This is a genomic window from Streptomyces sp. NPDC093065 (genome assembly GCF_044754585.1).
Taxonomy (GTDB): Bacteria; Actinomycetota; Actinomycetes; order Streptomycetales; family Streptomycetaceae; genus Streptomyces.
In genome coordinates this window covers 25,088-45,489 of the sequence record NZ_JBIVPJ010000011.1, presented here as the reverse complement: position 1 = coordinate 45,489, position 20,402 = coordinate 25,088, and the positions used below count along the sequence as shown (strand labels likewise).

Sequence of the window (20,402 nt, the reverse complement as noted above, 5' to 3'; positions counted from 1 at the left end):
CTCGGGCACACCGGCTGCTGCTTCCCGCCGCTACTTCTTGGCGTCCGCCCAGGCGTGCTGAGCCGCCACGTCCGCCTTCACCTCGGCGAGCTGGACGGCGACCGCGCTGGGCGCCGTACCGCCGCGGCCGCTGCGGGAGGCGAGGGCGCCGGGGACGTTGAGGACGGTGCGCACCTCGGGGGTGAGGTGCTCGGAGATCTTGGCGAACTGCTCGTCGGTCAGCTCGTCCAGCTCCTTGCCGTCGGCCTCGGCGACCTTCACGCACTCGCCGGCCACCTCGTGCGCGACACGGAACGGCACGCCCTGCTTGACCAGCCATTCGGCGATGTCGGTGGCGAGCGAGAACCCGGCCGGGGCCAGCTCCTCCATCCGCTCCCGGTGCACGGTGAGCGTGGCCGTCATGCCGGTGAAGGCGGGCAGCAGGACCTCCAGCTGGTCGATGGAGTCGAAGACCGGCTCCTTGTCCTCCTGGAGGTCGCGGTTGTACGCGAGCGGAAGGGCCTTGAGGGTCGCCATCAGGCCGGTCAGGTTGCCGATGAGGCGGCCGGACTTGCCGCGGGCCAGCTCGGCGATGTCCGGGTTCTTCTTCTGCGGCATGATCGAGGAGCCGGTGGAGAAGGCGTCGTGGAGGGTGACGAAGGAGAACTCCTTCGTGTTCCAGATGATGATCTCCTCGGCGATCCGGGAGAGGTTGACGCCGATCATCGCGGTGATGAAGGCGAACTCGGCGACGAAGTCGCGCGAGGCCGTCCCGTCGATGGAGTTGCCCGCGCTGCCGTGCTCGAAGCCGAGGTCGCGGGCGACGGCCTCGGGGTCGAGGCCGAGGCTGCTGCCCGCGAGGGCGCCCGAGCCGTACGGGGAGACGGCCGTGCGCTCGTCCCACTGGCGCAGCCGCTCCGCGTCCCGGCCCAGCGCCTGGGCGTGGGCGAGGACGTGGTGGGCGAAGAGCACCGGCTGGGCGTGCTGGAGGTGGGTGCGGCCGGGCATCGCCACGTCCGGGTGGGCCTCGGCGAGGCCCACCAGTGCGTCCTGGAGGTCGGCGATCAGGGAGCCGACGGTCCGGGCGTGGTCGCGCAGGTACATCCGGAAGAGGGTCGCCACCTGGTCGTTGCGGGACCGCCCGGCCCGCAGCTTGCCGCCGAGGTCGGGACCGAGGCGTTCCAGCAGCCCCCGCTCCAGGGCCGTGTGGACGTCCTCGTCGGCGACGGTGCCGGTGAAGGAGCCGTCGGCGACGTCCGCCTCCAGCCGGTCCAGCCCGGCGATCATCCGGGTCAGCTCGTCCTCGGTGAGCAGCCCCGCCTTGTGCAGCACGCGCGCGTGGGCACGCGAACCGGCGATGTCGTAGGGCGCGAGCCGCCAGTCGAAGTGGACGGACGCGGACAGCTTCGCCAGGGCCTCGGCGGGACCGTCGGCGAAACGGCCGCCCCAGAGCCGGACGTCACCGCTGTTGCTGCTCACTTGGGTCGCTCCTCACCGTACGATCACTGTCATGCATGAGTATGCAGAGTCTTGCATGTTTCGTCAATCCGACTCGCGCCGGGCGGCGGCTGAACGCGGGCCCCCACCCTTGCGTATTCCCCCGGCCGGGTGCAGGCGCCGTGGCCGCCCCGCAACCGCCGGCCGGGACGGCCACGGCTCGGACCCCGCCCGCACCGGGCTCCGTCCGGAAACGGCGTCGTCCGGATGGCGGGACCGCCGGAAATTGTCCGGACAGGGAGACGGCCGGCACGCATAATCGTTAGACATGGGAAAGACTTATGAGCGCATAGACGGCAGGCTCCGCACCTTCATCGAGGCGCAGCCCCTGTTCTTCACCGCCACCGCTCCGCTGTCCGGCGACGGCACGGTCAACCTGTCCCCCAAGGGCCTCACGGGCTGCTTCGCGGTCCTCGACGAACTGACCGTGGCCTATCTCGACTTCGCGGGTTCCAACGCGGAGACCATCGCCCACCTGCGGGAGAACGGGCGGATCACCCTGATGTGGTGCGCCTTCCAGGGCCCGCCGAACATCGTGCGGGTGCACGGCCGCGGCGAGCCGGTCTTCCGCGACGACCCCCGCTTCCCGGAGCTGCTGACCCACTTCCCGGACATCGACACCGGCGCGCACGGGCTGCGCGCGGTCATCGTCGTGCACGCGGAACTCGTCCGCGACACCTGCGGCTACGCCGTCCCCTTCATGTCCTACGAGAGCGACCGGGACCTGCACGGCAAGCGGTTCGCCCGTGAGGACGACGCCTCGCTGAGCGCGTACTTCACCAAGAAGGAGCACATCGCCTCCAGCATCGACGGACTCCCCGGGCTGCCGTTGCCGCTGCCTCCTTCTACCGTCTGACCCATGCGCCCCGGTCTCCTCGTCGCCGCCCTTCTCTCCGCCTCCCTCCTCACGCTCGGCGCCGCCCCCGACGGCGGGGCCGCTCCCCGGCCGCTGCCGGACCGTATGGCGAAAACCGGCGGCGGCAGCCAGCTGATCACCGCCGTCGCCCCGGACACCGGCTCGACCACGGGCACCGTCACCTGGTGGGACCGCACGGGCGGAAGCGAAGGTCGCTGGGTGGCGGCCGGTTCCGCGCCCGCCCGCTTCGGATCCGGCGGGCTCACCGACGGGGCGACCCGCATCCAGGGCACGAACACCACGCCGACGGGCCTGTACGACCTGCCGTACGCCTTCGGCATCGAGGCGGCACCGCGCGGGACCGCGTACCGGTACCGCACGGTCCGCCAGGACTCCTGGTGGTGCCAGGACAACGCCTCCCGCTCCTACAACCGCTGGAGCGAGCCGCGCCCCGCCGACTGCCGGGCCGCCGAGGCCGAGCACCTGATCACCTACCCGGCGCAGTACGCCCACGCCCTGGTCGTCGGCTTCAACTACGACCGTCCGGTGCGCGGCCGCGGCGCGGGCATCTTCCTGCACGTCGACGGGCGCGGGGCGACGGCCGGATGCGTGTCGGTGCCGAAGGAGGCGATGCGGCGGATCCTGCGCTGGGCCGAGCCGGGAGAACGGCCGCACATCGCGATCGGCACCGCCGGCGGACCGACGGCGATCACCCGGTACTGACCCGGCGGCATTGCCGGCGGGGCTGAACGCTCGCCCGACGTGGCGCGTATCTGTGGGCCAAGGGTCAAGTCCCCACGGAGGAACCGTGACCACCACGCTCGCCGGCGGCCGTGCCGCCCGCCGTCAGACCATGCGGCGCATCCGTCCGCGCCGCTCCCCCGCCGTCCCCCTGCTGCTCGCCGTGTGGGCGGGCGCGGCGGGCGTGTTGTGGCTGTGGTGGCGCAACACGCCCGCCATCTCCGACGACACCGGCAAGATCCTCGGCGCGGGCCGGATCACGGGTCTGCTCGCCGGATACCTGATGGCGCTGGTGGTGCTGCAGATGGCCCGGGTACCGGCGCTGGAACGGCGCGTCGGGTCCGACCGGGTCGCCCGCTGGCACGCCATGACCGGCCGCTACACCCTCTGCCTGGTCCTCGCCCACGTCTTCCTGATCATGTGGGGTTACGCGGCGCAGGCCGGCCGGAGCCTCGGCGACATCGTCGCCCAGACGGTCGACTCCGTGAACCAGCTGCCGGACATGGGCAAGGCGGCCGTCGGCACCGGCCTGCTGGTCGTCATCGGGCTCCTGTCCATCGGCCCCGTCCGCCGACGGATCCCGTACGACGCCTGGTACCACGTGCACCTGCTCACCTACGCGGTGGTGTTCCTGACCTTCTGGCACCAACTGACCGCCGGCAACGAGTTCGCCGTCGAGCCGCTCGCCAAGAGCGTCTGGTACGCCCTGTACGGCTCGGTGACCGCTCTGGTGCTCTGGTACCGCGTACTGACCCCCCTTCGCCTCAACCTGCGGCACCGGATGCGGGTGGAAGCGGTGATCGAGGAGACGCCCGGCATCGTGTCGGTGCTGATCGGCGGGCGCCGGCTGCACCGGATGGGCGCGGAGGCCGGGCAGTTCTTCCGCTGGCGGTTCCTCGCCCCGGGGATGCGGTTCAGCTCCCACCCGTACTCGCTGTCGGCGGCGCCGCGCCCGGACATGCTGCGGATCACCGTGAAGGCGATCGGCGACCACAGCGCCCGGCTGCGCGAGCTGACACCGGGCACCCGGGTGTGGGCAGAGGGGCCGTACGGCGCCCTGACCGCCCAGCGCCGCAGCCGTGGCAAGGTGCTGCTGGTGGCGGGCGGGGTGGGGATCACGCCGATGCGGGCGCTGTTCGAGACGCTGCCCGGCGCGTCCGGCGACATCACGCTGCTCTACCGGGCCAACAGCACCCAGGACCTGGCGCTCTGGGACGAGCTGGCCGGCATCGCCGACGAGCGGGGGGCCCGGCTGATGTACGCGGTGAACAGCCCGGACGGGGAACGCCCGGACATCTCCGCGGAGACGCTGGCCCGCAAGATCCCGGACGTCGAGCGCCACGACGTCTTCCTGTGCGGACCGCCCGGCTTCGCCCAGTCGGTGTACGAGGCACTGCGCGGCGCGGGGGTCCCCGCTCGCCGTATCCACCACGAGTCGTTCGAGATGTGAGCGACGGACATCGGGAGTCCAGGACAGATGAGGAAAAGCCACCCCGTTCGGCGCACCGTGCTCGCCGGGGCCGCCACCGTGTCCGGGATCGTGCTGCTGCTGTCGCTGAAACCGGCGTCCGATCCGGGCTCCGCCTCGGCGGCGGGCGGCGCGGCCCCGCCGGTGGCCGCGCAGTCGCCGCAGGGCGGCCGGGGCGCCGGAGCCGGCACGGTCACGGGTGACGCGGCCCGTACCCAGTACGGGCCCGTGCAGGTCAGGCTCACGGTGAGCGGCGGGAAGATCACCAAGGCCGAGGCCGTGCAGGCGCCGAAGGGCGGGCAGAGCGACCGGGTCACCGCCGACGCGGTGCCCAAGCTCAACCGGGCCGCCGTGACCGCGGGCACCGCCGACATCGACGCCGTGTCCGGCGCCACCTACACCAGCGCCGGCTACCGGAAGTCCCTCCAGTCGGCCCTCGACAAGGCGGCCGCGGCGGCCGGATCCGCCGGGCAGGAGTCCGGCGGGGCGGAGGAAGGGCCGGGCTCGGAGGCGGGCGGGCAGGACACCGGCGGCGCCGGGCAGGGCACGCAGGTGCTCACCGGTGAGGCCGCGCAGACCCAGTACGGCGCCGTGCAGGTCCGGGTCACCGTCAGCGGCGGGAGGATCACGGACGTCGAGGCCCTGCAGGCGCCCAAGGGCGGTCGCAGCGACCAGGTCACCGCGGACGCGGTGCCCAAGCTCAACCGGGCCGCCGTGACCGCGGGCACCGCCGACATCGACGCCGTGTCCGGCGCCACCTACACCAGCGCCGGCTACCGGCAGTCCCTCCAGTCGGCGCTGGACCGGGCCGGTGGCTGACACCGGGGCCGGGTCCGCACAGGCTCCCGCCGCGGTACGTCATGTGGAGGAGGCGATGGGGACCGTCTTCTCCTTCGACGTCCGCGGCGGGGAACCGGCGGCCGTACGGGCGGCGCTGGACGAGGCGGTCGCCGGGCTGCACCGGGACGACGAGGTGTTCAGCACCTACCGGGACGGCAGCGAGATCTCCCGCCTGGCGCGCGGGGAGCTGACCGTCGGCGCGTGCGCGCCGGAGGTAGCCGAGGTGCTGGAGCTGGCGGCCGAGGCGGAGCGGGTGAGCGACGGCTGGTTCAGCACGCGGTACCGGGGCCGGCTGGATCCGACGGGGATCGTCAAGGGCTGGGCCGTGGAGCGCGCCGCGCGGGGAATCGCGGCCGCGGCCGGTGCGAGTGGTGTCAGCGTCAACGGTGGTGGGGACGTGCAGCTGCTCGGGACGCCGGGGGCGGGACGGCCCTGGCGGGTCGGCGTGTCCGACCCGCTGCGGCCGGGCGGGCTCGCGGCGGTCGTCTCGGCGGCGGGGGTGGCGGAGTTGGCCGTGGCGACGTCCGGCTCCGCCGAGCGGGGTGCGCATGTCGTCGATCCGCGCACCGGGCGCTCGGCGGTGACCGACCTGCTGTCCGTGACGGTGGTGGCGCCCCGGCTCACGTGGGCGGACTGCTGGGCGACGGCGGCGTTCGCGATGGGGGCGCGGGAGGGGCTGCGGTGGCTCGAGTCGCTGCCCGACGTCGAGGGGCTGCTGATCACGGCGGGGGACGAGGTGCGGTGCACGGGAGGGCTGGCGGCCCGCTTGGGCTGAGGTACCGGCGTTGCACTCGCCCGCGTTCGCGGGGTGCCGCTGCGCCCACCCGTGCCGCCTGGGGGTACCTCCCAGGCCGTTCAGGCACTGGGGGAGGCACGACTGCCCGCAGCGGCGCTGGGGGGATCAGGGGCGCGGGGAACTGCGCGACCGGCCACGACGCGCCCGCGGTCGGCGGACCACCGCACCGCCCCCTTCAGCCCCCGTTCTGGGCCAACCGCAGCAAGTGGTCCGCCAGGGCCTGCCCTCCCGCAGGCTCCCGGCTGATCAGCATCAGCGTGTCGTCGCCCGCGATCGTCCCCAGGATGTCGTGGAGTTCCGCCTGGTCGATCGCCGAGGCGAGGAACTGCGCCGCCCCCGGAGGGGTACGCAGGACCACGAGGTTCGCCGACGCCTCCGCGGAGATCAGCAACTCCGCGGAGAGCCGCCGCATCCGCTCCTCCTTGGCCGACTCCCCGAGCGGTGCCCGGGGCGTACGGAAGCCGCCCTCGCTGGGCACCGCGTAGATGAGGTCGCCGTCGGTGTTGCGGATCTTGACCGCGTTCAGCTCGTCCAGGTCCCGGGAGAGCGTCGCCTGGGTGACGGTGAGTCCGTCGTCGGCGAGCAGCTTCGCCAGCTGGCTCTGCGAGCGGACCGCCTGCCGGTTGAGGATGTCCACGATCCGGCGGTGGCGTGCGGTGCGGGTCTGCGGCAGGGCGGGCCCGGCCGTCTGCTCGTGCTCCTGCGCGTGGCTCATCGTCGTCTCATTCTCCGGATCGTCCGTCCCCGTGGGCCGTCTCGGCGGCCTGGTCAAGGATGCCGGGCAGCGCCCCGAGGAACGCCTCCACCACGTCGTCGCCGAGGTTCAGCGCGGGCATCAGCCGTACGACATCGGGCGCGGGCGCGTTCACCAGGATTCCGGCGTCCTGAGCCGCCTGCTGCGCCTGGGCGGCGAGCGGCTCGGTGAGCACGATACCCAGGAGCAGTCCGGCGCCCCGGACGTGGGCGACCAGGGGGTGGCCCAGGCCCTCGGCCCCGCCCCGGAGCTTCTCGCTCTGGCGCTTGACGTGGTCCAGCAGTCCCTCGTCCGCGATGGTGTCCAGGACGGCGAGTCCGGCCGCGCAGGCGACCGGGTTGCCGCCGAAGGTGGTGCCGTGGTGGCCGGGCTGGAGCAGGTCGGCGGCGCGGCCGAAGGCGACCGTGGCGCCCAGGGGCAGTCCGCCGCCGAGGCCCTTGGCGAGGGTGACGACGTCCGGCAGCACGCCCTCGTGGGCCTGGTACTCGAACCAGTGCCCGGTCCGGCCGACGCCGGTCTGCACCTCGTCCAGGACGAGCAGCGCGCCGGTGGCAGCGGTGATGGCGCGGGCGGCCTTGAGATAGCCGGGGGGCGGGACGACGACGCCGTTCTCGCCCTGGACCGGCTCGATGATCACCAGCGCCGTCTCCTCGGTGACCGCCGCGGCCAGCGCCTGCGGGTCGCCGTACGGCACGTGCGTGACGTCGCCGGGCAGCGGCAGGAACGGCTCCTGCTTTCCGGGCTGGCCGGTCAGCGCCAGGGCGCCCATGGTGCGGCCGTGGAAGCCGCCCCGGGTGGCGACCATGTGCGGCCGCCCGGTCAGCCGGCCGATCTTGAAGGCGCCCTCGTTGGCCTCGGCGCCGGAGTTGCAGAAGTAGACCTTGCCGTCGCGGCCGAAGTGCTGGAGCAGCCGTTCGGCGAGGGCGACGGGCGGCTCGGCGATGAAGAGGTTGGAGACGTGGCCGAGGGAGGCGATCTGCCGGCTCACGGCGTCCACGACCGCCGGGTGGGCGTGGCCGAGCGCGTTGACCGCGATGCCGCCGACGAAGTCGAGGTACTCCTTGCCGTCGGCGTCCCACAGCCGGGAGCCCTCGCCGCGCACCAGGGGCAGGCGCGGCGTGCCGTAGTTGTTCATGAGCGTGCCCTGCCACCGCTCGGTCAGCTGCGCGTTGCCCGCCGCTCCTGCGGCGCCCCCTGTGTTGCTCACGACTGTGTCGCTCACGACTCCCCCTGTTCGTCCGGCACGACCATCGTGCCGATCCCCTCGTCGGTGAAGATCTCCAGCAGGATCGAGTGCTGGACCCGGCCGTCGATGACGCGGGCGGTGGTGACGCCGCCCCGTACGGCGTGCAGGCAGCCCTCCATCTTCGGCACCATGCCGGACGACAGGTCGGGCAGCAGTTTCTCGAGCTGGGTGGCGGTGAGGCGGCTGATCACCTCGTCGGAGTTCGGCCAGTCCTCGTAGAGGCCCTCGACGTCGGTGAGGACCATGAGAGTCTCGGCGCCGAGCGCCGCAGCGAGTGCCGCAGCCGCCGTATCAGCATTGACGTTGTAGACATGGTGGTCGTCCTGGGAACGGGCGATCGACGAGACGACCGGGATGCGGCCGTCGGCGAGCAGTGCCTCGATGGCGCCGGTGTCGATCTCGGTGATCTCGCCGACCCGGCCGATGTCGACGAGCTCGCCGTCGATCTCGGGCTGGTGCTTGGTGGCGGTGAGGGTGTGCGCGTCCTCGCCGGTGAGGCCGACGGCGAGCGGTCCGTGCTGGTTGAGCAGCCCGACCAGCTCGCGCTGCACCTGCCCGGCGAGCACCATCCGTACGACGTCCATGGCGTCCTCGGTGGTGACGCGCAGGCCGGCCTTGAACTCGCTGACGATGCCGTGCTTGTCGAGGGCGGCGCTGATCTGCGGGCCGCCGCCGTGCACGACGACGGGCTTGAGGCCGGCGTGGCGCAGGAAGACGACGTCCTGGGCGAAGGCGGCCTTGAGACCCTCGTCGATCATGGCGTTGCCGCCGAACTTGATGACGACGGTCTTGCCGTGGTGCCGGGTCAGCCAGGGCAGCGCCTCGATGAGGATCTGGGCCTTGGGGAGTGCGGTGTGCCTCCGCGTGGGTCCGTTGCTCTTTCCGTCGCTCATGAGGAGTACGCGCTGTTCTCGTGGACGTAGTCCGCGGTGAGGTCGTTGGTCCAGATGGTGGCGGTGGCGTCGCCCGCGGCGAGGTCGGCGACGATGTGCACCTCGCGGTAGCGCATGTCGACCAGCTCGCGGTCCTCGCCCACGCCGCCGTTCTTGCAGACCCAGACGCCGTTGATGGCGACGTTCAGCCGGTCGGGCTCGAAGGCCGCGTCGGTGGTGCCGATGGCGGAGAGCACGCGGCCCCAGTTGGGGTCCTCGCCGTGGATGGCGCACTTGAGCAGGTTGTTGCGGGCGATGGTGCGGCCCACCTGGACGGCGTCGTCCTCGGTCGCGGCGTTCACGACCTCGACCCTGATGTCCTTGCTGGCGCCCTCGGCGTCCCGGACGAGCTGCTGTCCGAGATCGTCGCAGACGGCCCGTACGGCCTCGGCGAAGGCCTGGTACTCCGGGGTGACGCCGGAGGCACCCGAGGCGAGCAGCAGCACGGTGTCGTTGGTGGACATGCAGCCGTCGGAGTCGACCCGGTCGAAGGTGACCCGGGTGGCGTCGCGCAGGGCGCGGTCCAGGACCTCGGTCTCCAGGTCGGCGTCGGTGGTGATCACGACGAGCATGGTGGCGAGGCCGGGGGCGAGCATGCCCGCGCCCTTGGCCATGCCGCCGACGGTCCAGCCGTCCCCCGTGGCCACGGAGGTCTTGTGCACGGTGTCGGTGGTCTTGATGGCGATGGCGGCCTTCTCACCGCCGTGCTCCGAGAGCTGCCCGGCGGCCGTCTCCACGCCCGGGAGCAGCTTGTCCATGGGCAGCAGTACGCCGATGAGCCCGGTGGAGCAGACGGCGACCTCGCCCGCTCCCGTCCCGAGGACGCCGGCGGCCTTCTCGGCCGTGGCGTGCGTGTCCTGGAAGCCCTTGGGCCCGGTGCAGGCGTTGGCGCCGCCGGAGTTGAGGACCACGGCGGTCAGCTCACCGCTCTTGAGGACCTGCTCCGACCACAGGACCGGCGCGGCCTTGACGCGGTTGGCGGTGAAGACGCCCGCGGCGGAGCGTCGGGGGCCGGTGTTGACCACGAGGGCCAGGTCGGGGTTGCCGCTCTCCTTGATCCCGGCGGCGATGCCGGCCGCCGTGAATCCCTTTGCTGCCGTCACACTCACGGCGCAACTCCGATCGTCGTCAGTCCGGTGGTCTCGTCGAGACCGAGGGCGAGGTTCATGCTCTGTACGGCACCGCCCGCGGTGCCCTTGGCCAGGTTGTCGATGGCGCCGATCGCGATGATCCGGCCCGCGGCGGCGTCGTGGGCGACCTGCACCTGGACGGCGTTGGAGCCGTATACGGAGGCGGTAGCGGGCCACTGTCCCTCGGGCAGCAGGTGCACGAAGGGCTCGTCGGCGAAGGCCTTCTCGTAGGCGGCCCGGACCGACTCGGCGGTGACCCCGGGCCTCGCCTTCGCGGTGCAGGTGGCAAGGATGCCGCGGGGCATCGGCGCGAGGGTCGGTGTGAAGGAGACGGTGACGGGCTCGCCGGCGACCGCGCCGAGGTTCTGGATCATCTCGGGGGTGTGCCGGTGGCCGCCGCCGACGCCGTAGGGCGACATGGAGCCCATGACCTCGCTGCCCAGCAGGTGCGGCTTGGCGGCCTTGCCGGCGCCCGAGGTGCCGGAGGCGGCGACGATCACGGCCTCGGGCTCGGCGAGCGACGCCGCGTAGGCCGGGAAGAGGGCCAGGGTCACGGCGGTCGGGTAGCAACCGGGCACCGCGATGCGCTTGGACCCCTCCAGCGCGGCGCGGGCACCCGGAAGTTCGGGAAGACCGTAGGGCCAGGTACCGGCGTGCGGCGAGCCGTAGAACGCCTCCCAGTCGGCGGCGTCCTTGAGCCGGAAGTCGGCGCCCATGTCGACGACGAGGACGTCCGGCCCGAGCTGCTCGGCGACGGCGGCGGACTGCCCGTGGGGCAGCGCGAGGAACACGACGTCGTGACCGCCGAGCGCCTCCGGCGTCGTCGCCTCCAGCACCCGGTCGGCCAGCGGCAGCAGGTGCGGTTGCAGCGCGCCGAGCCGCTGCCCCGCGTTGGAGTTGCCGGTCAGGGCGCCGATCTCGACCTCGGGGTGGGTCAGGAGCAGACGCAGCAGCTCACCGCCCGCATACCCACTCGCTCCGGCCACCGCCGCACGTACCGCCATGGAAAGCCCTCCTCCTGGATGGCATGACTATACGTTTCGCTGCACGTTTATGCAATCCAGTGGATACTGGCCCACGGCGGGGCCGTCGAAACCTCAGCCCTTGACGGCCTCCGCGATCAGCAGCGCGGCCCGGTCGGGCGTGAGGTGCGTGGTGTCGACGACCTCGGCATCGGCGTGCAGCCAGGTGCGGGCCGCCTCGGCGTAGGGCTCCAGGTACCGGAGCCGGAAGGCGGAGTCCGGACCCACCACGGTGTCCCCCGCGATGCGCGCGCGAAGGGTGTCCCGGTCGGCGTGCAGGACGAAGTGGCGCACGGGGATCCCGTGCCCGGCGAGACCGGTGGCGATCTCGCGCCAGTACGCCTCGACCAGGACGGTCATCGGCATGACCAGCGTGCCGCCGGTGTAGTCGAGCACCCGGCGGGCGGTCTCGACGACGAGCGGCCGCCACGGAGCCCAGTGCTGGAAGTTGTCCGTGTCGGGCAGCGCCGGTGTGATGTCCATGAGCGTCTCGCCGACCTTCTCGGCGTCGAACACCCGGGAGTCCGGGAGCAGCCGCTGCACGAGTGAGGCGGTCGTGGTCTTGCCCGCACCGTGGGTGCCGTTGAGCCATACGATCATGCGCCCCATCCTGCCGGGTTCGCGGGCCCCGCGTGGACGGGTCGACGGTGAGCGCAGACACTCTGCGACGCACCCTTCGGGACATCGGACGCCGGTCAGCAGTTCGAACGGCAGGATGGGGGAGGGGTTCAGGCGCGTCGACGGGCGCGTGCACGGGCCGGAGCAGGCCGGAGCGGGAAGGCGAGGGAAATGGGCGAGTCGTGGCCGGTGCCCGACGTACTGGCGTATCTCGCGGGGCGGTGGCGCACCGAGCGGACGGTACGGGATCTGGCGAGCGGCCTGGACGGCCGGTTCGAGGGAGTCACGTCCTTCGACCCGCTCGACGGCGGCGGGCTGGTCGGCCGGGAGTCGGGCGCCTTCACCTGGCAGGGCGTGACCCGGCCCGCCGAGCGGACGCTGCGCTACGAACCCGGGGGCGGGCCGGGCCACGCGGACGTGCGCTTCGCGGACGGCCGCCCCTTCCATGGCCTGGATCTGACCTCGGGGCACCATGTGGCCGACCATCCGTGCGCCGCCGACCTCTACCGCGGCGAGTTCACCGTGCGGGGCCCGGACCGTTGGCGGACGGTGTGGCGGGTGGGCGGACCGGCCAAGGACCTGCTCCTCACAACGGATTACCTTCGCGAAACGCCGGGTGCGTAGCGCCCTGTTCCGGCATGCCCTCGAAGCGGAGGCTCCAGCGGCCGGCGCGGCCCGTCACGGTGGTCGCCGACAGCGGGCGGACGTCCAGGTTCCAGTACGTTGCGGGCGGTGCCTTCAGCGCGTAGACCAACGCGGCCCGGATCACGGAGGGTTCGGCCACGGCGACGATGCGGTCGCCGTCGTCGCCGGGACGGGTGTCGAGCCAGCCGCCCACGCGGGTGATGAAGGCCAGCAGCGGCTCCCCGCCGTGCGGCGCCGACCGCGGATCGGCGAGCCAGGCGTCCACGGCCGCCGGTTCGCGGGCCATGGCCTCTCCGAGCGTCAGACCGCGCCACCTGCCCATGTCGCAGTCCCGAAGGGCCAGTTGGATCAGCGGCGCACAGCCGAGGGCGTCACCGGTGGCGCGGCTGCGGGGCGTGGGCGAGCAGTAGCGCAATTCGGCCGCCGCGAGCGCCCGGAGGCCGGCCGCGGCGCGCAGCACCTCGTCCCATCCGGCCTGGTCGAGCGGCCGCTCGTCGTCGAACCGCTCCGCGAGCAGCGGTGAGCTGCGTGCGGCCGCGACGAACGTGACCCGAAGCGCCATGCCGTGATGGTGGAGCGCGAAGGTATCCAGGTCAAGGGGTGTTACCTGTGGGTCACCCAGGGTGTGCCCCGGCTCACCGACTGCTCGCCCGGCTCCGCACCGCCCCTGGTGCGCCCGCGTCAGCCGTCCCACGCCTCCAGGCAGGCGGTGCGCAGCCTGCGTACCCCTTCCGCGATCTCCCCGACGTTCGCGACCGCGGCGAAGCTCAGCCGGAAGTGGGCGGCCGGGGGTTCGGCGCTGAAGTACGGGCGGCCCGGGGTGATCGCGACGCCCGCGCGCAGGGCGGCCGAGGTCAGCGCGGTCTCGTCCATGCCCTCGGGCAGCCGGGGCCACAGGTGGTAGCCGCCGGAGGGGATGTGGGCCAGGGTGATCTCCGGGAGTCGCAGGCGCAGCTCGGAGGTCATCGCGTCCCGGCGGGCCTTCAACTCGGCCGAGACCGCGCGCAGGTGACGCGGCCAGGCGGGCGAGCCGACGAGTTCCAGGGCCGCCTCCTGGAGCGGCCGCGGCACGAAGAAGGTGTCGACGACCTGGATGGCCCGCAGGCGTTCCAGCACCGGCCCGTGTGCGGCCAGGGCACTCACCCGGAAGCTGGGCGAGGTCGCCTTGGTGAGCGAGCAGACGTGGACGACGACGCCGTCCGGGTCGTCGGCGGCGAGCGGGGCGGGCAGCGGGCCCGCGTCCTCGTGCACGAGCCGGCGCACGAAGTCGTCCTCCACCACGAAGGCACCGGCCGCCCTGGCGATGCGCAGCACCTCGCCGCGCCTCTCGGGGGCGAGTACGGCGCCGGTCGGGTTCTGGAACAGGGGCTGGCAGACGAAGACGCGGGCGCCGGTGGCGCGGAAGGCGTCGGCGAGCAGCGCGGGGCGGACACCGTCGGCGTCCACGGGCACGGGCACCGGGCGCAGGCCGGCCGCCCGCGCGATGGCCAGCATGCCGGGATAGGTCGGGGACTCGACGAGGACGGGGGTGCCGGGCGGGGCGAGCGCGCGCAGCGCGGTGGCCAGCGCGGACTGGCCGCCGGCGGTGATCAGCACCTCGGCCGCCGTGATGGCCCCGCCGATGCCCCGCGCGAACCACTCCCGCAGCTCCGGCAACCCCTCCATCGGCGGCCGTCCCCAGGCGCCGGGGCGCCGTCCGGCCCGGGCGAGGGCGGCGGCCATGGCCCGCTCCGGCTGCAGCGAGGGGTGCAGATAGCCGCCGTTGAACTCCACGACACCGGGCGGCGGCGCGGCCAGCGAGACCAGTACGCCGGAGGCGTCCACCGAGCGGGGTACGAGGTCGGCGGCACCGTCGGCGCTCAGCGCGACCTCCTGCCAGGAGGTGTCCCCGGCGGGCGCGGCCGAGGGGCGCGGCCGGGCGCGGAAGGCACCGGCGCCGGGCCGGGTGACGACCAGACCCTCGGCGGCCAGCCGGGCCAGGGCGCGGGAGACCGTCACCGGGCTCACCCGGAACCGGTCGACGAGCGCCCGGCTGGACGGGAGCTTTCCGCCGGGTGAGTAGCGGTCCAGCTCCCGCCGCAACACGGTCACCAGGTCAGCGACGCTGCTACGCTCTTGCATGAGAGCACAGAGTAGCGCTACCGCAGCGCCCCGGATAGCAGTCGGTGCCGCGGGCACGGACTCCGGCGGCAGGTCCTTCGGCACCGTCCAGGCCGCCCTGGGTGTCGTTGCCTTCTCCCTCACCTTCCCCGCCACCGCCTGGGGCCTGGAGGGCTTCGGCCCCTGGTCCCTGATCGCCGTGCGCAGCGTCCTGGCCGCCGCGGTCGCCGGGGGCTGTCTGCTGGTGCTCCGGGTGGCACCGCCCGAGCGGCGGCACTGGCTCGGCCTCGGGGTGGTCGGTGCGGGGGTGGTGCTGGGCTTCCCCCTGCTGACCACGCTCGCGTTGCAGACGTCGACCACCGCGCACGCCGCCGTCGTGGTGGGTCTGCTCCCGCTGACCACCGCGCTGCTGTCGGCCCTGCGGGTCGGCACCCGCCCTTCGCGCACCTTCTGGATCGCGGCGCTGGCGGGTGCGGCGGCCGTGATCGCCTTCACGGTGCAGCAGAGCGGCGGCGCGCTGACCTCGGCCGACGCCTATCTCTTCGCGGCTCTGCTGGTGTGCGCGGCCGGTTACACGGAGGGCGGCCGGCTGGCCCGGGTGATGCCGGGCTGGCAGGTCATCGGCTGGGCGCTGGTGCTGTGCCTGCCGCTGACCGTGCCGACGGCGGCGGTGGCGCTGTCGCAGGAGCCGGTGCACCTGACGGCGCACAGTGTGACCGGGCTGCTGTGGGTGGCGATCGGCTCCCAGTTCCTCGGCCTGGTCGTCTGGTACCGGGGCATGGCGGCGATCGGCATTCCGAAGGCCAGCCAGTTGCAGCTGGCCCAGCCGCTGCTCACACTGGTGTGGTCGGTACTTCTCCTGGGCGAGCACCTGACGGTGGCCGCTCCGCTGACGGCCGCGGCGGTACTGGTGTGCATCGCGGTCACCCAGCGGGCCCGGGGGTAGGGCTCTGCCCGGCGGCTCACAGGCGAGGAGGCCTCACGGATGCACGCAACCAAGGGCGACCAGCTGGTCCAGCACGGCCGGGTGGTCGGTGAGCACGACAAGGTCGCGGAGATCGTCGAAGTCATGGGCGACAAGGGCGCTCCCCCGTACCGGGTCCGGTTCGAGGACGGGCACGAAGCCGTGTGCTCGCCCGGTCCCGACTCGGAGATCCGGCACAGGGAGATCCAGCTCTGACCCCGCCCGCCAACGGGGTTCAGCGCGGTGCGGCGGCCGGCTGCGTGTAGTGGTCGGCGGCCAGCCGCGCCATCGCGCCGCTCCGGTCGTCGGCGACGTCCTTCGCGGAGAAGTAGACGTGCCCGCGGACTTCCGGGTAGCGCGCGGCCAGCGCGAGGTGACGTGAGAGTTCGGCCGGGTCCTGCCAGGCGGCGGGCTGGGCCGGGTCCCCGGACTTGTACAGCGCCTCCCCCACGTAGAGCCGGGTCCGGCTGCCCTTGGCCACTCCGGCCCACCAGGGCAGCAGCTTCGCGTAGTCGGCGCCGTCCAGGCCGATGTTCCAGTACAGCTGCGGCACGACGTAGTCGATCCATCCCTCGCGCACCCACTTGCGGGTGTCCGCGTACAGGTCGTCGTACGTCTGCACGCCCGCCCGGGTGTCCGAGCCGCGCCCGTCGGTGGCGGCGTTGCGCCACACGCCGAAGGGGCTGACGCCGAACCGGGCGGCCGGGCGGACCTGCTTGACCCGCTGTGCCGTCTCCCGGACCAGCCGGTCGACGTTGTCCCGCCGCCAGTCGGCCTTGGTGGCGAAGCCGGCGCCGAAGGTGCCGAAGGCCCCGCCGTCGGCGAAGCTCTGGCCGGCCACCGGATAGGGGTAGAAGTAGTCGTCGAAGTGGACCCCGTCCACGGCGTACTTCGCCACCGCGTCCATCATGGCGTCCTGCACGAAGGCCCGGACCTCGGGCAGCCCGGGGTTGTAGTAGAGCTGCCCGCCGTACGGCACCACCCAGCCGGGGTTCTTGCGTGCGGGGTGGGAGGAGACGAGCCGGGCCGGGTCTTCGTGGGTGGCGACGCGGTACGGGTTGAACCAGGCGTGCAGTTGCAGGCCGCGGGCGTGGGCCTCCTTCACGGCCGTGCCCAGCGGGTCCCAGCCCGGGTCGCGGCCCTGGCTGCCGGACAGGTACTGCGACCACGGCTCGTACGGCGAGGGCCACAGCGCGTCGGCCGAGGGCCGCACCTGGAACATCACGGTGTTGAGACGGTGCCGTACCGCGTTGTCGAGGTGCTCGATCAGCTCCGCGCGCTGCTCGGCGGCGCGCAGCCCGGCGCGGGTGGGCCAGTCGCGGTTGGCCACGGTGGCCAGCCACATCCCCCGCATCCCCGCGGCGGCGCTGCGCGAGGGCGTCGGCTCCGCGGAGGCCGGGGCCGCGGACGCCCCCGGCGCCACCGTGAACGCCGACAACGCCGCCACCGTGAAGGCACGGCGCGAGACACCGCCCATGGGAAGACCTCCTGAACGCTGTGGATCCGCGTGGTCACGGATCGTGTACGGGGCCTCAGCATGCCCGACCCGGGAGACGGATCCGTGACCATTCGGGGGTAACGTGCTCGATCGGAGCAGGCGACGGGGACCCCGGCATGCCTGCTGCCAGCCGTGGAGTCAGCGAAAGGGACGATGTGACCGGCATCTCGGGAGATATCGCACGCGTCGGCGTGGTGGGCTGCGGTCAGATGGGGGCGGGCATCGCCGAGGTGTGCGCCCGCTCCGGTCTGGAGGTGATGGTCGCCGAGACCACCGGCGAGGCCCTGGAGATCGGCCGCACCCGGCTGTACAACTCGCTGACCAAGGCCGCCGAGCGCGGAAAGATCACCGAGGAGGAGCGGGACGCGACGCAGGCGCGCCTCAGCTTCACCACCGACCTCGGCGAGTTCGCCGACCGTGATCTGGTGATCGAGGCCGTCGTCGAGAACGAGCAGGTCAAGACCGAGATCTTCCAGGTGCTCGATCAGGTCGTGACCCGGCCGGACGCGATCCTGGCCTCCAACACCTCCTCGATCCCGCTGGTGAAGCTGGCGGTCGCCACCTCGCGGCCCGACCACGTCATCGGCATCCACTTCTTCAACCCGGCCCCGGTGCAGCAGCTCGTCGAGCTGATCCCGGCGCTCACCACCTCCGAGGGCACGCTCAGCCGGGCCCAGCTGTTCACCGAGAAGGTGCTCGGCAAGCACGCGATCCGCGCCCAGGACCGCTCCGGCTTCGTGGTCAACGCGCTGCTGATCCCCTACCTGCTCTCCGCGATCCGGATGTTCGAGTCGGGCATCGCCAGCCGCGAGGACATCGACAACGGCATGGAGATGGGCTGCGCCCACCCGATGGGCCCGCTGAAGCTGGCCGACCTGATCGGCCTGGACACGGTCGCCTCGGTGGCCTATTCGATGTACGAGGAGTACAAGGAGCCGCTCTACGCCGCTCCCCCGCTGCTCCAGCGCATGGTCGACGCCGGCCGCCTCGGCCGCAAGAGCGGCTCGGGCTTCTACGCCTACGGCTGATCACCGGCGACGGGGCCGGGCGGGGTGTCCTGCCCGAGCCCGAGGTGGTGCAGCAGGAGCAACGCGGCCGCCATGTTGGCGGCCGGGACCTCCCCGCGGGCGACGAGGTCGGGTACGAGCTTGAGCGGCACCCATTCCCGGCGCTCCGACTCGAAGTCGTCCACGGGGTGTCCGACGAACGTGCCCTCGTCGGCCCAGTAGATGTGGTGCCGGGCGTCGGTGAGCCCGTTGGAGGGCTCCACACTCATCAGGTGGTGCAGCGGTCCGGGCCGCCAGCCGGTCTCCTCCTCCAGCTCCCTGGCCGCCGCCGTCTCGACGTCCTCGCCGTCCTCGACGACGCCGGCCGCGAGCTCCCAGCCCCAGCTGTCGGTGATGAAACGGTGCCGCCACAGCAGCAGGACCTCGCCCGCCTCGTTCACGACGGTGGCCACGGCCACGGGGCGCATCCGTATCAGGAAGTGGTCGAGGTGCCGGCCGTCCGGCAGGGCGACATCGGCCAGATTGACGCTGAACCAGCGATTTGAGTACACATTCTGTTCGCTCTGTTTCGTCCACTGCACGGTTCTGCCACCTTTCTTTGAGTAGGTGGCAATATCGCAGTAGCCGTCTCCGGGCAGCAGGCGTACGCGGGCCGCTCAGGGTGCAGTGGCGGGCGCAGGGCGGCCGGGGACGGACCGCCTACAGCGGGACGCGCAGCGCCCCGTCGATGAGTTCGGCGGCTTCGGCCGTGCCCGCGCAACCGCTGCTCACCAGGTGCTCGCGCACCGCGCGCAGCCGGTCGCGCAGCCGCTGAGACTCCATTCCCCGGGCCTGTTCGGCCATCTGCACGGCGGTGGCCACCGCCTTGTCGGCATGCCCCTGGCGCAGCTCGATGGTGCTGAGCATTGCGAGCCGGTGCACGCGCCCCCGGTCGTGCGCCGGGGTGTCCACGGCGGCCGCCGCGTGTTCCCCGGCCGCCGCGAGTTCGCCGAGGCTCAGCAGCGCCTCCGCCACCTGGACGTTGACCAGCCCCGGCTGCACGTAGCCGGTCTCGTCGGGTTCGTACCCGCGCCGGATGCGCTCGGCCGCCTGCTCGGCCCGGCGGATGCAGGACAGCGCGCCGGTGCCGTCGCCCAGGTGCGCGTACGCCTTCGCCTGCATCGCGTACAGGTCGGAGGCGAGCGCGGGGGTGATGTGCCGGCCGGCGGCGCGCAGCGCGGCCTCGGCGAAGGCGACGGCCTGCCGGTACTCCCGCATGTACAGCGCCTGGTTGACCAGCAGCGCGATGACGTAGGCGCCGAGCCCCCGGTCGCCGCTGGCCTTGGCGAGGCGGAGCGCCTGGTGGAAGTAGCGCTGGGCGAGGCCGTGCGCGTCGGAGTCGTACGCGCAGATCCCGGCGACGGCCACCAGACCTCCGGTGGCCCGGTGCAGCTGCCGCCCGGTCGCGTCGGTGTAGCTGCCGCGCAGCAGCGGAGCGGCCTCGGAGTTGAGGAAGCCCACGATGCGGGCGCGGGTCGCGATGCCGCCGGCCTTGCGGTACATCTGCTCGTAGTGCGTGCGGGCGCAGCGCACCGTCTCCAGGTCGGCCGCGGTCACCCGGTGCCGTCCCCCGCGGGAGACGTCGGTGTCCTCGGGCGGGTTCTCCCACTCCCAGACCGGCAGCACGGCGGGCGTGCCGGTGAGGGCGGGGGCGCCGAGGATGTGCGGGCGCTGCTGCTGGTCGGAGCGCCACAGGGCGGTCGCGCGCTCCACGAACCCGGACAGCGAGCCGGTGTGCGGGGCGGCGGGTTCGCCGGGCACGCCGAGGCCGATGTCGTCGAGGGTGACGGGACGGTGCAGCCGGGACGCGAGGACCTCGCAGATCAGGTCGGGCACCTGACCTCGCGGCCGCTGCCCCTTCAGCCACCGTGCGACGGCGGTGTGCTCGTACCGCAGTGCGAGCCCGCGTGCCCGCCCCGCCTGGTTGACGTGCGCGGCCAGTCCCGCGTGCGAGATCCCGGCTTCGTCGAGGATCGCGTCGAGCAGGGTGTTGGGCTGCATGGTGCCCCCCGGTGCATCGGTGCCGACAGCGTAGTGCGTCGGTGTTCGCACGGGGTGTGAACGGAGTGCGCGCATCCGCAGCGTGTGCGCGCTGTCGCGGAGAGTTCCGGGCCGGTTGACTGAAGGGCCTCGAAAGAGGCCGGCCGGGCCGCCGGCTCCCCCTCGTACAGTGCGGCGGCCCGCACCCACGCCGTCCGCCCGGCTGCCTGCCCGACACTCCGTGGCGGGGCGGACGGCGAGCCGGCTCCGCCGGGTGCGTAGAGGCTTGC

At 73.0% G+C, this 20,402-nt stretch carries 21 protein-coding genes; 9 read left to right on the top strand and 12 right to left on the bottom strand.

Going from position 1 to position 20,402, the window contains the following annotated elements:
* Positions 1-30: 30 nt before the first annotated feature.
* Positions 31-1,458 carry an argininosuccinate lyase gene (gene argH, locus ACIQFU_RS20180; protein WP_402553186.1) on the bottom strand — a complete coding sequence of 476 codons (1,428 nt, stop codon included), beginning with the start codon at positions 1,456-1,458 and terminating at the stop codon, positions 31-33.
* Between the two features lie 286 nt (positions 1,459-1,744).
* Here argH and ACIQFU_RS20175 point away from each other — a divergent pair, with 286 nt between their 5' ends.
* The 5 genes from ACIQFU_RS20175 to ACIQFU_RS20155 all read left to right on the top strand — a co-directional run bounded on the left by ACIQFU_RS20175 (position 1,745) and on the right by ACIQFU_RS20155 (position 6,156).
* Positions 1,745-2,332: a pyridoxamine 5'-phosphate oxidase family protein gene (locus ACIQFU_RS20175; protein ID WP_402553184.1), complete on the top strand. Its 588-nt coding sequence runs from the start codon at positions 1,745-1,747 to the stop codon at positions 2,330-2,332.
* Between the two features lie 3 nt (positions 2,333-2,335).
* On the top strand, positions 2,336-3,055 hold the full coding sequence (locus ACIQFU_RS20170; protein WP_402553183.1) for a L,D-transpeptidase: 720 nt from the start codon (positions 2,336-2,338) through the stop codon (positions 3,053-3,055).
* Between the two features lie 85 nt (positions 3,056-3,140).
* Entirely contained in the window at positions 3,141-4,523 is a 1,383-nt protein-coding gene (locus ACIQFU_RS20165; protein ID WP_402553182.1) for a ferric reductase-like transmembrane domain-containing protein, read from the top strand.
* A gap of 27 nt (positions 4,524-4,550) precedes the next feature.
* Positions 4,551-5,360, top strand: coding sequence for an FMN-binding protein (locus ACIQFU_RS20160; protein WP_402553181.1), 810 nt, complete (start codon positions 4,551-4,553; stop codon positions 5,358-5,360).
* Between the two features lie 55 nt (positions 5,361-5,415).
* Positions 5,416-6,156: an FAD:protein FMN transferase gene (locus ACIQFU_RS20155; protein WP_402553435.1), complete on the top strand. Its 741-nt coding sequence runs from the start codon at positions 5,416-5,418 to the stop codon at positions 6,154-6,156.
* A 196-nt stretch (positions 6,157-6,352) separates the two neighbouring features.
* Here ACIQFU_RS20155 and ACIQFU_RS20150 read toward each other — a convergent pair whose 3' ends face one another.
* From ACIQFU_RS20150 to ACIQFU_RS20125, 6 genes are all read right to left on the bottom strand, one after another.
* Positions 6,353-6,892, bottom strand: coding sequence for an arginine repressor (locus ACIQFU_RS20150; protein WP_007447727.1), 540 nt, complete (start codon positions 6,890-6,892; stop codon positions 6,353-6,355).
* A 7-nt stretch (positions 6,893-6,899) separates the two neighbouring features.
* Positions 6,900-8,153, bottom strand: a complete 1,254-nt coding sequence (locus ACIQFU_RS20145; RefSeq protein ID WP_402553179.1) for an acetylornithine transaminase — start codon at positions 8,151-8,153, stop codon at positions 6,900-6,902.
* Positions 8,150-9,070 (bottom strand): acetylglutamate kinase, encoded by a 921-nt coding sequence (gene argB, locus ACIQFU_RS20140; RefSeq protein WP_402553177.1) that lies wholly within the window; start codon positions 9,068-9,070, stop codon positions 8,150-8,152. Before argB ends, ACIQFU_RS20145 begins: the two co-directional genes overlap by 4 nt.
* Positions 9,067-10,218 (bottom strand): bifunctional glutamate N-acetyltransferase/amino-acid acetyltransferase ArgJ, encoded by a 1,152-nt coding sequence (argJ, locus tag ACIQFU_RS20135; RefSeq protein WP_402553176.1) that lies wholly within the window; start codon positions 10,216-10,218, stop codon positions 9,067-9,069. The genes argB and argJ overlap by 4 nt, the downstream gene beginning before the upstream one ends.
* A complete protein-coding gene (gene argC, locus ACIQFU_RS20130) occupies positions 10,215-11,243 on the bottom strand; it encodes an N-acetyl-gamma-glutamyl-phosphate reductase (protein ID WP_402553175.1) in 1,029 nt (342 codons plus the stop codon). The genes argJ and argC overlap by 4 nt, the downstream gene beginning before the upstream one ends.
* Positions 11,244-11,336: 93 nt before the next feature.
* Positions 11,337-11,861: an AAA family ATPase gene (locus ACIQFU_RS20125; RefSeq protein WP_402553173.1), complete on the bottom strand. Its 525-nt coding sequence runs from the start codon at positions 11,859-11,861 to the stop codon at positions 11,337-11,339.
* 189 nt (positions 11,862-12,050) lie between these two features.
* Here ACIQFU_RS20125 and ACIQFU_RS20120 point away from each other — a divergent pair, with 189 nt between their 5' ends.
* The gene (locus ACIQFU_RS20120) at positions 12,051-12,503 is read left to right on the top strand and encodes a DUF6314 family protein (protein WP_402553171.1); all 453 of its coding nucleotides are present in this window, start codon (positions 12,051-12,053) and stop codon (positions 12,501-12,503) included.
* Here the strand turns inward: ACIQFU_RS20120 and ACIQFU_RS20115 are convergent.
* Entirely contained in the window at positions 12,466-13,086 is a 621-nt protein-coding gene (locus tag ACIQFU_RS20115; protein WP_402553170.1) for a histidine phosphatase family protein, read from the bottom strand. The two genes, ACIQFU_RS20120 and ACIQFU_RS20115, sit on opposite strands and share 38 nt — an antisense overlap.
* A gap of 119 nt (positions 13,087-13,205) precedes the next feature.
* On the bottom strand, positions 13,206-14,645 hold the full coding sequence (locus ACIQFU_RS20110) for a PLP-dependent aminotransferase family protein (RefSeq protein WP_402553169.1): 1,440 nt from the start codon (positions 14,643-14,645) through the stop codon (positions 13,206-13,208).
* Here ACIQFU_RS20110 and ACIQFU_RS20105 point away from each other — a divergent pair.
* The gene (locus ACIQFU_RS20105; protein ID WP_402553167.1) at positions 14,644-15,570 is read left to right on the top strand and encodes a DMT family transporter; all 927 of its coding nucleotides are present in this window, start codon (positions 14,644-14,646) and stop codon (positions 15,568-15,570) included. The two genes, ACIQFU_RS20110 and ACIQFU_RS20105, sit on opposite strands and share 2 nt — an antisense overlap.
* A 39-nt stretch (positions 15,571-15,609) precedes the next feature.
* On the top strand, positions 15,610-15,804 hold the full coding sequence (locus ACIQFU_RS20100; protein ID WP_402553166.1) for a DUF1918 domain-containing protein: 195 nt from the start codon (positions 15,610-15,612) through the stop codon (positions 15,802-15,804).
* A gap of 19 nt (positions 15,805-15,823) precedes the next feature.
* On the opposite strand, the gene ACIQFU_RS20095 is transcribed toward ACIQFU_RS20100, so the two are convergent.
* Positions 15,824-17,065 carry a glycoside hydrolase family 10 protein gene (locus ACIQFU_RS20095; RefSeq protein ID WP_402553164.1) on the bottom strand — a complete coding sequence of 414 codons (1,242 nt, stop codon included), beginning with the start codon at positions 17,063-17,065 and terminating at the stop codon, positions 15,824-15,826.
* A gap of 137 nt (positions 17,066-17,202) precedes the next feature.
* On the opposite strand from ACIQFU_RS20095, the gene ACIQFU_RS20090 reads away from it, so the two are divergent.
* Positions 17,203-18,114 carry a 3-hydroxybutyryl-CoA dehydrogenase gene (locus ACIQFU_RS20090; RefSeq protein ID WP_079032931.1) on the top strand — a complete coding sequence of 304 codons (912 nt, stop codon included), beginning with the start codon at positions 17,203-17,205 and terminating at the stop codon, positions 18,112-18,114.
* Here ACIQFU_RS20090 and ACIQFU_RS20085 read toward each other — a convergent pair.
* Positions 18,105-18,674, bottom strand: coding sequence for an NUDIX hydrolase (locus ACIQFU_RS20085; protein ID WP_402553162.1), 570 nt, complete (start codon positions 18,672-18,674; stop codon positions 18,105-18,107). The two genes, ACIQFU_RS20090 and ACIQFU_RS20085, sit on opposite strands and share 10 nt — an antisense overlap.
* Positions 18,675-18,792: 118 nt before the next feature.
* Positions 18,793-20,133 carry a transcriptional regulator gene (locus ACIQFU_RS20080; RefSeq protein ID WP_402553160.1) on the bottom strand — a complete coding sequence of 447 codons (1,341 nt, stop codon included), beginning with the start codon at positions 20,131-20,133 and terminating at the stop codon, positions 18,793-18,795.
* Positions 20,134-20,402: the final 269 nt, after the last annotated feature.